We start from the raw sequence: 14,775 nt of genomic DNA, 5'->3' as shown, positions 1-14,775 counted from the left end.
CTCATTCCTCCTTGAAGGCTGCCAGCAAGCGTTCACGCAAAGGCTTCATCAGGTAATTCATCAAGGTGCGTTCGCCCGTCACCACCGTGACATCGGCGAGCATGCCGGGGCGCACCTGCAGGCCGGCGCTCTGCAACGCGACCACAGTGTCGGCGGGAATCTCGACCTTGGCGGAGAAGTACGGTTGGTGCGTCTGCTCATTGATCAACTGATCCGCCGACACCGTCGTCACCGTGCCGGTGACCGTGGGTGTGTCCACCCGTTGCAGCGCGGTGAAATGCACATGCACCGGCAGGCCCGGGCGCAGTTTGTTGGCCATCAGCGGCTCGAAGCGAGCGGTGATCGCCATCGGCGCATCCAGCGGCACCACCTGCATCAGGGTCTGGCCGGCCTGCGCAACGCCGCCGACCGTATGAATGCTCACGTCCATGACCTGCCCGGCCACTGGCGCGCGGATCGCACCGTTGTCGACTTCAAACTGCAAGGCCCGGATCTGATCGGCATAACCGGCCGCCTCGGCCGAGACTTCACTGAGCTGGGTTTCGGCATCGCGGCGGAACTCCTGCTGCGCCTGCAAGGCCTTGAGCCGGCTTTCGTTGATCGCCTGCCGGGTCCTGCCGACATCGCCCACCCCAGAAGCGATCTGCCCCGCCAACTGGGCCGCGTTGCGCTCGGCCTCGAACAGTTTGTTGCGTGGAACGTAGCCTTCCCGGGCCAGGTCACGCAGGCCTTCAAGCTCTTGCTGCTGGAAGCGCATCTGCGCGTCGTAGTTGCGCTTGACGCCTTCGTAGCCAAGCAGTTGTTGCTGCAATGCCGCGGCTTCGTGCTCGATGATCTGCAAGCGGCTGCCCAGCTCCGCACGGCGAGTGATGAACAACTGGCTCTGCAACGCCATGGCCGCCTTGACCCGCGGCTCGTCGGCGTGGGCCAGCAGTTCCGCGGGCCATTGGATCTCGGCGCTGCCCAGGCGCTCGGCAATCAAGCGCGCCTCGACGCTGCGATCATTGAGCAGCTTGCCCAGGGTCACGTCCAGTTGCGACTGCGCCTGCACCGTGTTGAGTTGCACGAGCAATTGCCCCTGGGTGACGCGGTCGCCATCGCTGACCAGGAGCTTTTCCACCACCCCGCCGACCAACGACTGCACCGCCTTGCGCTCCCCCGCCACCACCACGGTGCCGCTGCCCACCACGCCCTGGTCGAGTGGCGCCAGGCAGGCCCAGAGCAGGAAACCACCCAGCGTCAGGACCAGGAACCCCACGCCATAACGCGCTGCATGCCCGGCATCGGTCCTGGCGCTGGGCAGCGCCAGGGTGTTGCGCACGCTCAGCCCCTGCTCGCTGTAAGCGTGTGCCTCCGGAATCAGATCACGCATCTTTGCCAGCCTCCCTGACCGTGGCCGGTCGCGGCCCCGGCATCAATGCCTTGAGCACCCGGTCCCGAGGGCCGAACGCCTGTTGAGTACCGTCCTTGAGCACCAGGATGTGATCGACCACCGCCAGCACACTGGGCCGGTGAGTGATCAACACCACGGTGCTGCCGGCCGCCTTGAGCGCACTGATCGCCTGGACCAGCGCCAGCTCACCGGCGTCATCGAGATTGGAGTTGGGCTCATCGAGCACGATCAGCGACGGCCGCCCGTAGAGTGCGCGAGCCAGGCCCAGGCGTTGCTTTTGCCCACCGGACAAGCCAAGTCCGCCGGGGCCCAGCGGCGTGTCGTAGCCCTTGGGAAACCTCAGGATCATTTCGTGGATGCCGGCATGCCGTCCGGCGGCGATGATTTTGTCGGCGTCCTGCTCACCGAAACGGGCGATGTTGTCGGCGACCGTGCCGTCGAACAACTCGATGTCCTGGGGCAGGTAGCCAAGGTACGGCCCCAGGGCGTCGTGGGACCACTGGCTGATCTCGGCATCGTCCAGGCGCACCGACCCGCCCATGGCCGGCCAGACCCCGACCAGGGCCCGGGCCAGTGTCGATTTGCCGCTGGCGCTGGGCCCGACCACGGCCAGCACGTCGCCCTTGGCGAGGCTGAAATTGATCCCGCGCAGGATCGGCTGCGAAGCCCCCGGCGGGCCGACATACAGCTGTTCCAGGCGCACCGCGCCGCTGGGCGGTGGCAACGGCATGCGCAGGCGTTCACGCGGGTGCTGGGCCAGCAATTGGCTCAGGCGCTGATAGCTTTGGCGCCCGGCGTTGAATTGTTTCCACGAGCCGATGGCGATTTCCACGGGCGCCAGGGCTCGCCCCAGCAACAGCGACATCGCAATCATCATGCCCGCCGACAGTTGGCCTTCGAGCACCAGCAAGGCCCCCAGCCCCAAGGCCAGCGACTGCCCGGAGATCCGCACGAAACGCGTCGCCGAAGTGATGCGCGCGCCGCGGTCGCTGGCATGGGCCTGGGCGGCAATGATGCGTTGCTGCAGCAGGCTCCAGCGCTGACGCAACGGCCCGAGCATGCCCAGGGCCTGAATGACTTCGGCGTTGTGCAGCGTGCTGTTGACGTAAATCGACGACTGCACCCCCAAGCGATTGGCTTCGCCCAGGCGCGCGCGCGTCGCCAGTTCGCCCCACAGCGCCAAGCCGATCAGCACCAGGGCGAGCACCAGCGTCAGCACGCCGAACCAGGGATGAAAGATGAACGCCACCAGCAGGAAGATCGGCAGCCAGGGTGCGTCGAGCAACGCGATCAAGCCCTGCCCAGTGATCAACTGGCGCAACGTCGCCAGGTCGCTGAGCACCTGCGCCGGGTTGGCGTTGTGTTCGCGCAGGCTGCGGGCGAAAGCCGCGTCGAAGACCCGCTCGCCCAAGGCATCGTCCAGCCCCGCGCTCATACGGATCATCACCTCGCCGCGCACCCACTCGATCAGGGCACTGAACATGAACAGTCCCAGGGCCATCAAGGTGAGCATGAACAAGGTGGTTTCGTTGCGGCTGGTCAGGACCCGGTCGTAGACCTGCATCATGTACAGCGACGGTACCAGCACCAGCAGATTGATCACGCCACTGAACAACGCCAGGGCCCAGAACACCCGGCGGTAGCTCAATAAGGCAGCATCGATGTCATGACGCGGATCGAGTAGAAACCCCATGGGAAATCGCCTGCAAAAGAAATTGTCGGTCCAGGACGCAATCCATCGCGAGGCTCTTTTCACCGAGGGAGCTCGAGAAAAAACTATCCAGCTGATGTGCCGATACCAGGGACGCTCCTCATCCCTACAGGCGCCAATTACTGACAACGCGGCTGCGGGTTAGTGCCGGTTCGCAAGGCTGGGTTTGCAAGTGGGTGACAGGCGGAAGGGCCGCGCTTCAAGACTGAGGTTTTTGTGCCTTGAATGGGCTTGAAAGGCGGTTTTGTTGACGCCAGTAACGTGGCGTCAACAGGGCAAAAATGCCGGGCTAACCGAGGGAAGCGACACGCTCAGGCTGGGGCGCATGCCGCGACGTCGCCAGGCCGATAAAGGAAATGATCAGCGCCAGGCCCAGGGTGGTACTGACCTCGCTGCGGTGCTCGGGGGTGATCATCATGACCGCCAGCGCCGCCGAGATGAACACGATGACCAACCAGGTCAGCCAAGGGAACAGCCACATGCGAAAAGGCAGCTCGATGTTCTGCCGTTGCATCATTCGGCGCATGCGCAGTTGCGAGATGGCGATCACCAGGTACACCAGCAAGGCGATGGCGCCGGAGCTGGCGAGCAGGAACTGGAACAGGCCGGCGGGCATGAAGTAGCTGAACAACGTGACACCCGCGCCCAACACGGTACTGGCAATCACCGCGGACCGTGGCACGCCGGCCGAGGACGTGACCTTCAAGGCCTTTGGCGCATCGCCACGGCGCCCCAAGGAGTACAACATCCGCGAGGCGATATAGATCGAAGAGTTCATGCAACTGGCCACGGCGATCAGCACCACCATATCCACCAGGAATTTGGCGTGGGGAATGTTCATCAGCTCCAGGGCCCGCTGGTAGGAACCGACTGAAGCCAGGAGCGGATCGTTCCAGGGCACCACGGAAATGACCACGAAGATCGACAGCAGGTAGAACACACCGATACGCCAGATCACCGAACGAGTGGCCTTGGCAATGTTCTGCGCAGGGTTATCGGATTCGGCGGCGGCGATCGTTACCGCCTCTGTACCGATGAAGCTGAACATGATGGTGATGAACGCGCCCACCACCGCCGACAGGCCATTGGGGGCGAACCCGCCATGCTCCTCCATCAACCGACTCAGGCCGCTGGCCTCGCGCTCGGGAATCCAGCCCATCAGCACCGCGAAACCCAGGGAGATGAAGCCGATGATCGCCACGACCTTGGCCATGGCGAACCAGAACTCGAACTCACCGTACTTCGACACGCTGAACAGATTCGTCACGGCCAGCAACACGATCGACACCGAGGCGAACAGCCAGGCATCGACGGCGGGAAACCACTGGTTGAGTACATGACCGGCGGCCAACGCTTCGATGGGAATCACCAGCACCCAGAACCACCAGTAGAGCCAACCGATGGTGAAGCCTGCCCAGCGTCCGATGGCCTGGTCGGCATAGGTGGAGAAGGAGCCGGTGTCCGGATTGGCGACGGCCATCTCGCCCAGCATGCGCATGACCAGGACCACCAACAGCCCGGAAAACAGATAGGCCAGCATGACGGCCGGACCGGCGGCGGCGATGGCATGGCCCGATCCCACGAACAGACCCGCACCGATGATTCCGGCGATGGACAGCATGGTGACGTGACGAGGCTTGAAGCCCTGTGCCAGATGGCCGTTCGAGTCCTTGAAGCTGGGGCTGGTCATTTTCTTATTCTCTTGTGATCGAACATTGAGACGCGCGCAGGGACAGTCGGTGTTGCTGGTTTTCCCGCCCCTCCTGGAGGCGGCACCGTTTGGTTGTGTTGATCCACCCTGGGCGAACGTGCGCACTTGCGGTGAAAAGTCGCGCCACGTTACCTGCCTTCCCTCTCGCGTCAGTTACCTGAACGCGCCATCTCTGTGCCTGATTTCGCCACCTGGGGCATGGCGTTTTGCCTCTTGCCAGGCGTCTGGACCGCGGCATCCAGCTACGGCGTCGAGGGGCGGCAACGAAATAAACCCTTTAAAAACTTTACTGGGTTAAGTATTTTGCATGCCTATGCCCGGCCTGTTGCTAACCGCAAGCCCTGGGGGAGCGAGCTTGCTCGCGATGGCGGTGGATCAGCCACGTTCAAGTCGACTGAAACACCGCTATCGCGAGCAAGCTCGCTCCCACAGGGCTGGTACGCCAAGGCCTTTAACCTCTTCCTTACGACAAGGACCCTCCCGTGAGCGGACTGCGTGAACGTCAAAAAGCCGAACGCCGGCAAGCCATCAGCAAGGCGGCGGTCGAACTGTTCGAGCGCCAGGGTTTCCAGAACACCACCATCGAACAGATCGCCAGCCAGGCCGGCGTATCGGCTCCCACGGTGTTCAAGTACTTCGGCAACAAGCAGGAAATCATCCTGGAAATCCTGCACGACGCCGACCAGCGCGCGCTCACGGACACCCGCAGCCAGATGCCTGAAATCGAGGACCCGGTTGAAGCGCTGTGTTATCTGGAGCGGCTGTTGACCGGTTACGCACTGGAGGTCATGCACCCGAGCCTGTGGCGCGAGTTGCTGCCGCTGATCCTGTTTGGTGGCGATAACGGGCTGCCCGAGGGGTACCGCGCCATGAACGATGCGCTCAGGGCCGAGATCAGTGGTCTGATCAGGGAATTGCAACAGGCCGGCAAATTACGCGCCGACCTGGACGTCGACCTCGCCGCGTTCCTGTTGAACGACTATTCGCACTTACAGCTGTTCAGGCTGGTCAACCAGGAACAACCAGACATCGAGGCACACTCCACCCAGGTCCGGCGGATCACCGAACTGCTCTTCCTGGGCATGCGCGCCTGAGGGCGTCACCCACCGATACGGACCCGGCGCCGCAACGCCGGGTCACGCTGATCAGCGATGGGTCTTGATGCCGATCCAGGTGCGGGTGCGAATCCGCTCCACGGCGGCCGGCACCGGCTCCAGGGCGAACAGCGTCTTGCGCGCCTCGTCCGGCACATACATGGCGGGGTTGTTGCGAATGTCGGCATTGACCAACGCCGTGGCTTCCTTGTTCGGGTTGGGGTAACCGATCTTGTTGCTGATCCGCGCGATGACATCAGGACGCAAGATGTAATTGATGAACGCGTAGGCCTCCTTGGCATGAGGGGCGTTGGTGGGGACCATCATGACGTCCGACCACATCGGCGCACCTTCCTTGGGCAGCGCCATCTCTACCTTGACCCCCTTCCCTGCGTCTTCGGCCAGTCGCTTGGCCAGGGCCACCCCACCGGACCAACCCACCCCTACGCAGATCTCGCCGTTGGCCAGGTCCATGCCATAGCGCGATGAGTTGAAGTAGGTGATGTAAGGCCGGACCTTGAGCATGGCCGCCTGCGCCTTTGCATAGTCCTCACGTTTCTGGCTGTTGGGGTCCAGCCCTTCATAGTGCAAGGCAATGGGCACGATCTCGTTGGCGGCGTCCAGCAGACCGACGCCACAACTGGCCAGCTTGGCCATGTTCTCTTCCTTGAAAAGGATGTCCCAGGTGTTCATTTGCACATCGGCACCCAATACCTGGCGTACCTTGTCGACGTTGTAGCCGATCAGGGTCGTGCCCCACAGGTACGGTGCCGCATAGCGGTTGCCCGGATCGCCCACCGCCTCCAGGGACTTCATGAACTCGGGGTCCAGATGCTGCCAGTTCGGCAACTGGCTGCGGTCCAGGGGCTGGACGGCGCCGGCGGCGATCAGGTGACTGACGTTGGAGCTGCTCGGGTAAACCACGTCATATCCGGAGTTGCCGGTCAGGAGCTTGGACTCCAATGTCTCGACACTGTCGAAGACGTCGTAGATGGGACGGATGCCGGTTTCCTCTTCGAAACTCTTGAGGATTTCAGGCGGCAGGTACTCGATCCAATTGTAGATCCGCACCGTCCGTTCTTCGGCCAGGCTCGCGCCACTGACCAGTATCGAAACGACAGCGCCCAGCAAGGTGTTGCGCAACAGCATGTTCATGATCAAACACTCCAGCGCGGCCGCGAAGGCTCGCGGCACTTAATAGCGGTAGGTGAAGTAGAGTTCCAGCGCGCTGAATTTCCGGTCGTCGCCGAAGACCTGTTTGGCCGCCGCCATGGGTTTGACCCAGTTATACGACAGCGAGGTGGACAACGACTTCGACGGCGCCCAATCCAGGAAGACTACACTCTCGTCGGCAAAACGCCGGTCGCTGACGGCGGTGCCCATGTAGTTTTTTTCGTCGAGCCAGAACTGGTAGTGGATCGCACCGAGGGTGAGGGTTTCGTTGAGGTGGGTCTTGAGTGAGAACTGCTGGACGTTTTCGTTGCTGTTGAACATCAGGTAGTTGCCGACGACATCGCCGATCAGCCAGGTGCTCCAGTCGACGAAGCCCTTGCTCAACGGATCCCAGGCTTTCTGTCGGTTGTCCGTGAGGTTGTCGTCGCCGGAAAAACTCGCGTAGCGGTAGCCGATCACCGGGGTCAACGGCAGCGTGCTGAAGGTGTAATCCGCCTGGCCGTACCAGGCCTTGGCGTCGTAGTCCACGCCTTCGCCGCTGCCCCGCTCCAGGGCATATTCGGCGTTGAGGGTCAGGTCCGGGATACCCGGGAGCCTGGCGCTCAAGGCCCTGACGTTGTACACCAGCATGCCATCGCGGCGACGCGGCAAGGTACTGCCCTTGGGCCCCATGGCCTTGACCTTCAACGCGGTGGCGCCCAGCGTTACCTGGTCGTCGAGGTTGTAGTCCAGGTTCACGCCGCTCATGCGAAAGTCCCCCAGGTCGCTGTCCGTCCCCAGACTGAAGCCCTGGACCTTCAATGCGCCATGGTCCCAGGCGACCACCGCCGAATCCTTGAAGGCGGTGCGTGGCGCGAGCCAATAGGCGCCGTCGTTCAACTGGTCGAGGTTGCCATCCATCACGATGAAACCGTTGCCGATCATGTAGTTCTGGCGACCGCCCGTGACCGTCCACTCCCCGGCGCGGAAACCGCCATAGAACTCTTCGGTCGAGACCTTGCCGTCGGAACTGCGGGTGAAGCCACCGGCATCGCCATCCCCGAAGGTGGTCGCCCCCACCAGTGAGCCGCCGGCCAGCAGGCTGAAATCCGGCTGCACGGCATACTCCAACTTGACGCCCGGCTTGACGTAGAACTCCTGCCAGTCGATTTTCGTGCCGCCATTCTTGCCGCTGCGCATGTCCACCACGCCGCCGCCAAAGTTGACGTTGCGGGTGGACAGGACCGCGCCACCGGCCGTTAAGTTGACCTCGCCCTTGAGGTTGCCCTCCTCGAAGGTGTAGCCCGCCCAGGCAACCTGGGCGGTCAAGGGTAACCCGAGCACGAGGAACGTTCGGGACAAACGCATCATGGAAACCATATGGAGCTCCTGTTGATTATTGTTGTTACAGGGCAGTGAATGGCGGCGCAAACCCGCGCCAACACCTGGCTGGGCCGGGTGAGCGGAACGAAACTCTTGTGTTTATCGGATGAACTCAGGGCGTCAGTTGCGCCGCGATGGCACGCAGCATGCGCACGCTGTCGCCGTCGAAGGGACTGACGGCGTCGCCCAGGGACGACTGCTTGACGATCACCACGCCGGACGGTTTGTCGATGAACAGGTATTGGCCATGGATGCCACCGGCCATGAGCGCCTGGCTGTGGTCGTTGAAGACATACCACTGGCTGCGGTAGGACGCGCCGGGGGTCCAGCTCGAAAAGTCGGCGCAGGCGGCATAGATGGCGGGGTCGGCGCCAGCGGCGATACCAGCGAGCGCCTCGGCCGAGAGCAATTGTCGCCCCTGCTGGCGGCCATCGTTGGCCAGCAGGCGGCCGAAGCGCGCCATGTCACGCAAGGTCGCGCTGAACCCGGCACCGGCCACGCTGCGGCCCCAGGGATCCGCCAGAAAGTAGCCGTCACGTTCACAGCCCAACTGGCTCCAGACCTCCTGCAGCAACTGATGACAGGCCTTGCCAGACGCCCGCTCCATGACCCAGGCCAATGCCTCGGTGGTGGCCGTCACGTAATGGAAAAAACCGCCGTGATTGCCGCGTTTTCTCAATGATGGCAAGTACTGGTACAGGGATTCGAACGTCGTGTACTGCGCCGGCGCCGGCTGGAAACCGCAGGCGTAGCCGTATTGGGAGCTCTCTGAATCCGGGTCCTCATAGACCTCGCTGTAATCGACGGCCACGGCCATGTCGAACAGCTGGCGCACGGTCGCATCGCCGAACGCGCTGCCCGTCAGTTCCGGTACGTAATGGGCGGCCGTCAGCGTCGGGTCCAACAGGCCTTCGCAGACCAGTTGCTCGCCCAGGGCACCGATCAGCGACTTGGTCACCGAAAACATGATGTGCCGGTCCTGGGGGCACTGGCCATTGAAGTAGCGCTCGAACAGCACGGTGTCGCCCTTGAGGACCAGGAACCCATCGGTCTGGCTGGCGATCAAGTGGTCGATCACGCTGATGCTCAAGCCACACTCGCTGTCGAAGTGCAGTTCATCCAGCGGCTGGAGCGCCTGCTTGAACGCGCTGACCGGCCCGGTGCCGGCCCGCACATCAATAGAAGGACGCAAGCGCGCCAGGTTGCGAAAGCCCCATTGGCTGTACGGCGGGCTCATCCAGTTGTGCCAGGTGACGCGGCGGTGGGGTTCGGCGGGAAAGCCTTGCATGAGCGAAGGCGCCAGGCGTGCGTCAGAAGGCGATTCGTGAGTCTCGACGTAGAGACTGGCCAGTGAAGGCACGGTGTTCTGATTCATTGGGTTGCCCCTGCGAAATGACTCTGCGTGAAAGCAGATGCAGGAGAATAATTACCCGATGTAATTTTTTAGTCAATAAAACTTTTTACCGTCATTGCTTACCTATCTGGGTCCCGTGACCACCGTGCCCGAGGGAGCAAGCCTCGCTCTCACCGTCGGCCCAGTCCTAAGCAAATAACTTAAAGTTATTTATTATCATTTTTTTAGATCATTTAGATTAAGTCTTAAGCCCAAAGGCTTCCCGCGGTGATGCCATCAAGGAACGTTGGCACTCACCCACCTTCCGTCACGGCAATCTCATTAACGGGCCACCGTCATGCAGCTTCTAACGCTACCTCCCTCCCCCGGCCTGGCCACCTCGATTCGTGCCACGGCCCAGGTCTTCGAAGACCCCACCTCCCGCGCCTTGCTGGAACACCTGCAACAAGTGGCGCCCAGTGATGCCAGCGTGTTGATCATCGGCCAGACCGGCACCGGCAAGGAACTGGTGGCGCGCCACGTGCACAACCTCAGCGCCCGTCGCCACAAGCCGTTCGTTGCGGTCAACTGCGGGGCGTTTTCCGAGACCCTGGTGGAGGCCGAGTTGTTCGGCCATGAAAAAGGCGCCTTTACCGGCGCGTTGACGGCCAAGGCCGGCTGGTTCGAGGAAGCGGATGGCGGCACCCTGTTCCTCGATGAAATCGGTGATTTGCCGCTGCCGATCCAGGTCAAGTTGCTCCGGGTATTGCAGGAGCGCGAAGTGGTTCGACTGGGTTCGCGCAAGAGCATCAAGATCGATGTGCGTGTATTGGCGGCCACCAACGTACAGCTGGAAAAAGCCATCAATGCCGGGCACTTTCGCGAAGACCTCTATTACCGCCTGAACGTGGTCAGCCTGGCGCTCAAGCCGCTGCGCGAACGTCCCGGCGACATCCTGCCGTTGATACGCCACTTCATCGCGCAGTACAGCCACAGGCTCGGTCACGGCGAGGTGACGCTGGATGCTCAGGCGCAGCGCAAGTTGCTCGACTATTCCTGGCCGGGGAATATCCGCGAACTGGAAAACGTCATTCACCACACGCTGCTGATTTGCCGCAGCAAAGTGATTGGTGTGCAGGACCTGCACCTGTCGAACTTTCGTATCGAGCGCCAGGACAACCCACCGCAAGCAGCCCCTCAAAGTGCAGAGGAGCTCTTGCAGAAAGCCTTCGAGAAGCTGCTCGAGCAGGAGCATGGCGATGTGTATGAAAAGGTCGAGGCCGAGTTGTTGCGCACCGCCTACCGATACGCCAATTGCAATCAGGTCCATACCGCCAGCCTGCTGGGCCTGAGTCGCAATGTCACCCGCACGTTGCTGATCAGGATTGGCGAACTGGTGGTCAACAAACGCCGTCCCACGCTCAGTACGCGGGACGGCCAGGTGGTCAATCTTTCAACTTGATCGTGCCCCGACGCCCAAGGGTTCCTCAGCCCTCGCCCCGGCCCGCGCGCCCAGGTAGAAGTCCTGGAGATCGCTGCGGGCCGCCAGTTCTTCAGCACTGCCTTCGCTGACCACCCGACCGCTTTCCAACACGTAGCCGTGGTGAGCGTAACGCAGGGCGACATTGATGTTCTGCTCGGCGATCAAGAAGCTCACACCATCACGCTGATTGAGTTGCCGGACGATCTCGAAGATTTCCTCGACGATCTGCGGCGCCAGGCCCATCGACGGTTCGTCCAGCAAGACCAGTTGCGGCCTGGCCATCAGCGCGCGGCCTATCGCGATCATCTGTTGCTCGCCGCCCGAGGTGTAGCCGGCCAGACTTTTGCGCCGCAGTTTCAGCCGAGGGAAATGGCCATAGACCAATTCCAGGTCAGCCAGCAACTGGCGTCGCGGCACCTGGCGCGCCAGGGCGCCGGCCAGCAGGTTTTCCTCCACGGTCAACTGGGCAAAGCAATGCCGACCTTCCAGCACTTGCACCAAGCCGCTCGCCGCCAAGGTGTGAGGGGCGCTGCGGGTCACGTCTTGCCCCTGGTAGACGATCCGCCCCCGTACCACCTCGCCCCGCTCGGCGCGCACCAGATTGGAAGCCGCCTTCAGCGTGGTGCTTTTACCCGCGCCGTTGGCGCCCAGCAGCACCACGACCTGGCCTTTTTCCACCTCCAGCGACACACTGCGCACCGCCAGGATGGTCTGTTCGTAGAGCACTTCAATATCGTCGATCTGCAGGATCGGCACGTTCGTCGCCATGCTGTTTCGCCTTTTCAGACAGCGACCGGACGCGTGCGCCCGGTTGCCGCGATGCCTCAGGATTCCTTGCTGCAATCACGCGGGGTAATGCCTTTTTCCCGGGCGTACTGGTGCGAAGACGCTTCGATGATCGGCCGCAACAGGGCGCGGTCGGCCTGCACCCAGTCACTGATCAGCTTCCACTGGGTACCGTCCCATTGCTGGAAACGCACCGCACCGCCGCCTTCATGGTCCGAGCACGACAACTGCAACGGCTGCACCAGGCCCAACGCCCCCAGTTCCTTGAGCCGGGCGTCGTCGAGCTTGAGGTTCTCGAAGCCCCAACGCACCTGCTCACCCGTCAGGGGTTGCTTGCCGAATTTCTGCTGGGCAATGCGCAGCGCTTCTACGTTGAGGATGCCGTTGACCACGCCGAGGTTGTAGTACACGGTGCCGAACCGCTTGGGATCGGCCAGGTCGCCATGGCCGGCGTCGACCACTTGCTGCTTGATGCCCTGCAGCACCGGGAAATCAGTACCTGAAGGGTGCGTGGTGATGGCGATGAAGCCCTTGGCCGCGGCACCGGCCGGCGCGGCGTCATCTTCGGAGTTGCTCCAGATGTTGCCGATGATGTGGTCGGCCGGGAAACCGACTTTCTGCGCGGTTTTCAGCGCCACCGGGTTCATCACCCCCCAACCGCGCAAGATCACCCAATCGGGTTTTTCCCGGCGGATATTCAGCCACTGCGACTGCTGCTCGTTGCCTGGGTGCGGCACCTCCAGCAAGGTCAGCGCAAAACCGTACTTGTCGGCCAGGGTTTGCAGGACCTCATTGGTTTCCTTGCCATAGGGCGAACCGTGATACAGGGTGACGATCTTCAAGCCCTTGAGCTTGTCCAACCCGCCGGCGCGCTGGCCGATGTAATTGATGATCGCCGAGACCTCGGAATACGGGTTCAACTGCAACGGGAAAACGTAGGGGAACACGCTACCATCGGTGGAATCCGTACGCCCATGGTTGATGGTGATCAGCGGCAGTTTGTCGGCCGTCGAACGCTCCAGCGTGGCGTAGGCGATGCCCACCGACAGCGGGTTGGTGGCAGCCGCCGGCGCGCCGTTCAAGCCTTTCTTCAGGCGTTCGTAGCACTCCACGCCTTTCTCGACCACGTATTCGGTCTCGCACTCACTCCAGGTCAGCTTGACGCCGTTCACGCCGCCATTGGCGTTGACGTACTGGAGGTAGTCGATGAAACCGCCGAAAAAACCGGTGCCGCCGGCTGCATAAGGGCCGACGCGATAGCTTTGCAGCGGGAAGTATTGCTCGTTGTCCGCCTGGACGGTGAACGCCGCGGCGGTGAGGCTCAGGGCCAGTGCCAGGCTGCTGGCGAATGATCGTTTGAACATCGAATTTTCCTTGTTATGAAGCCATGGATAAGCCAACAAAATGGAACTGCAAACCCGCGTTGTGCGGTTCGCTCAGTAGCGCAACGGCCACAGCCGTGCGCGCTGGCGAAATCTCTGCCAGAGGCGCGCAAGGCCCTCTGGCTCCTTGATCAGGAACAGGATGATCAGGGCACCGAATATCATCTTCTGCAGGTTCTCCACCTGGCCGGCGTCCACCAGCCCGCCGGGCAGCAGCGACACCAGGTTCGAAAGCAACACCGGAAACAGCACGATGAAGGCCGCACCGAGAAAGTTGCCCAGCAGACTGCCGAGGCCGCCGATAATGATGATGAACAGGATCTGGAACGAGCGGTTCAGATCGAAGCCGTGGGGCTCCACGGTGCCCAGGTAAGCGAAGGCCCACAGGGCACCGGCCACTCCGAGGAAAAACCCACTGATGGCGAACGCCAGCAGCTTGGTTTTCGCCAACGCAATGCCGATGACCGCAGCGGCAGTGTCCATGTCGCGCACCGCCATCCAGTTGCGCCCCAACTCGCTGCGCACCAGGTTCTTGCCCAGCCAGAACAGCGCTACCACCACGCTCAGGGTCAACAGATAGCGGCCGGCCGGCGCGTCGAGGTTCACCCCGAATACGTCCAGGCGCGGCGCACTGATCACGCCCGAGGCGCTGTTGTTGGAAAACCAACTGAACCGGGTCAGCGCCCAGGTCACGAAGAATTGCGCCGCCAGGGTCGAGACCAGCAGGTAGAAGCCTTTGATGCGCAGGCTCGGCAGGCCGAACAGCACCGCCACCAGCGCTGCCGTCAACCCACCCAGGGCGATACTGACCAACAACGGCAAGCCGGCGACCCGTATTTCAAGGTTGTAGGTGGCAAAGGCTCCCACCGCCATGAACGCCGCCGAACCGAGGGAGAGTTGCCCGGCATAACCGGTGAGCAAATTGAGCCCCAACCCGGCCAGGGACAGCACCAGGAACGGAATCAGGATCGCGCTGAACCAATAGTCATTGCCCAGCCAGGGCACCACGACGAAGGCGAACAGCAGCAAGGCGGCCAGCCCGTGACGATCCTGGCGCAGGGCGAAGACCCGGCGGTCCTGGGCATAGCGGGTGTTGAACTGACCTGTTTCTCGATAAAACATGAGTGTTCTCCCTAAACCCGTTCGATGGCCCGTTCGCCAAACAACCCCGCCGGACGTACCAGCAGAAACAACAGCGCCAGCACGTAGGGAAACCAGTTCTCGATGCCACTGCCGATGAAGGGCCCGAGGTAAACCTCCGCCAGCTTCTCCGAAGCCCCGATGATCAGGCCGCCGACAATCGCCCCGCTGATGGAGGTGAACCCACCGATGATCAGCACCGGCAAG

General features: G+C 62.2%; 11 protein-coding genes and 1 pseudogene. 2 read left to right on the top strand and 10 right to left on the bottom strand.

What is annotated here, in order from left to right:
- Position 1: 1 nt before the first annotated feature.
- The 3 genes from J4E53_RS06090 to gabP all read right to left on the bottom strand — a co-directional run bounded on the left by J4E53_RS06090 (position 2) and on the right by gabP (position 4,794).
- On the bottom strand, positions 2–1,372 hold the full coding sequence (locus tag J4E53_RS06090) for an HlyD family type I secretion periplasmic adaptor subunit (RefSeq protein WP_060742651.1): 1,371 nt from the start codon (positions 1,370–1,372) through the stop codon (positions 2–4).
- On the bottom strand, positions 1,365–3,086 hold the full coding sequence (locus tag J4E53_RS06085; RefSeq protein WP_103310620.1) for a type I secretion system permease/ATPase: 1,722 nt from the start codon (positions 3,084–3,086) through the stop codon (positions 1,365–1,367). Before J4E53_RS06085 ends, J4E53_RS06090 begins: the two co-directional genes overlap by 8 nt.
- A gap of 307 nt (positions 3,087–3,393) precedes the next feature.
- The gene (gabP, locus tag J4E53_RS06080; RefSeq protein WP_060742653.1) at positions 3,394–4,794 is read right to left on the bottom strand and encodes a GABA permease; all 1,401 of its coding nucleotides are present in this window, start codon (positions 4,792–4,794) and stop codon (positions 3,394–3,396) included.
- Positions 4,795–5,297: 503 nt separating this feature from the next.
- On the opposite strand from gabP, the gene J4E53_RS06075 reads away from it, so the two are divergent.
- Positions 5,298–5,909, top strand: a complete 612-nt coding sequence (locus J4E53_RS06075) for a TetR/AcrR family transcriptional regulator (RefSeq protein ID WP_060742654.1) — start codon at positions 5,298–5,300, stop codon at positions 5,907–5,909.
- A gap of 51 nt (positions 5,910–5,960) precedes the next feature.
- Here the strand turns inward: J4E53_RS06075 and J4E53_RS06070 are convergent, their stop codons facing one another.
- The 3 genes from J4E53_RS06070 to J4E53_RS06060 form a co-directional block, all read right to left on the bottom strand.
- Positions 5,961–7,064 carry a polyamine ABC transporter substrate-binding protein gene (locus J4E53_RS06070; RefSeq protein ID WP_103310618.1) on the bottom strand — a complete coding sequence of 368 codons (1,104 nt, stop codon included), beginning with the start codon at positions 7,062–7,064 and terminating at the stop codon, positions 5,961–5,963.
- A gap of 39 nt (positions 7,065–7,103) precedes the next feature.
- Positions 7,104–8,441 carry an alginate export family protein gene (locus tag J4E53_RS06065; protein WP_060742656.1) on the bottom strand — a complete coding sequence of 446 codons (1,338 nt, stop codon included), beginning with the start codon at positions 8,439–8,441 and terminating at the stop codon, positions 7,104–7,106.
- A gap of 115 nt (positions 8,442–8,556) precedes the next feature.
- Complete coding sequence (locus tag J4E53_RS06060; protein WP_103310616.1) at positions 8,557–9,819, bottom strand: serine hydrolase; 1,263 nt, start codon at positions 9,817–9,819, stop codon at positions 8,557–8,559.
- A 316-nt stretch (positions 9,820–10,135) separates the two neighbouring features.
- On the opposite strand from J4E53_RS06060, the gene J4E53_RS06055 reads away from it, so the two are divergent.
- Positions 10,136–11,239 (top strand): sigma-54-dependent Fis family transcriptional regulator, encoded by a 1,104-nt coding sequence (locus J4E53_RS06055; RefSeq protein ID WP_060742658.1) that lies wholly within the window; start codon positions 10,136–10,138, stop codon positions 11,237–11,239.
- Here the strand turns inward: J4E53_RS06055 and J4E53_RS06050 are convergent.
- The 4 genes and pseudogenes from J4E53_RS06050 to J4E53_RS06035 form a co-directional block, all read right to left on the bottom strand.
- On the bottom strand, positions 11,231–12,028 hold the full coding sequence (locus tag J4E53_RS06050) for an ABC transporter ATP-binding protein (RefSeq protein ID WP_103310614.1): 798 nt from the start codon (positions 12,026–12,028) through the stop codon (positions 11,231–11,233). The genes J4E53_RS06055 and J4E53_RS06050 overlap by 9 nt on opposite strands.
- Positions 12,029–12,084: 56 nt before the next feature.
- The gene (locus tag J4E53_RS06045; protein WP_103310612.1) at positions 12,085–13,410 is read right to left on the bottom strand and encodes an ABC transporter substrate-binding protein; all 1,326 of its coding nucleotides are present in this window, start codon (positions 13,408–13,410) and stop codon (positions 12,085–12,087) included.
- A gap of 72 nt (positions 13,411–13,482) precedes the next feature.
- Positions 13,483–14,550: a branched-chain amino acid ABC transporter permease gene (locus J4E53_RS06040; RefSeq protein WP_060742661.1), complete on the bottom strand. Its 1,068-nt coding sequence runs from the start codon at positions 14,548–14,550 to the stop codon at positions 13,483–13,485.
- A gap of 11 nt (positions 14,551–14,561) precedes the next feature.
- Positions 14,562–14,775 (bottom strand): annotated as a pseudogene (locus J4E53_RS06035) (branched-chain amino acid ABC transporter permease); the annotation flags it as partial.

Origin of the sequence: Pseudomonas sp. FW305-28, from assembly GCF_017351395.1 — a bacterium.
GTDB lineage: Bacteria > Pseudomonadota > Gammaproteobacteria > Pseudomonadales > Pseudomonadaceae > Aquipseudomonas > Aquipseudomonas fluorescens_AA.
This window is presented reverse-complemented; position numbering and strand designations above follow the sequence as displayed.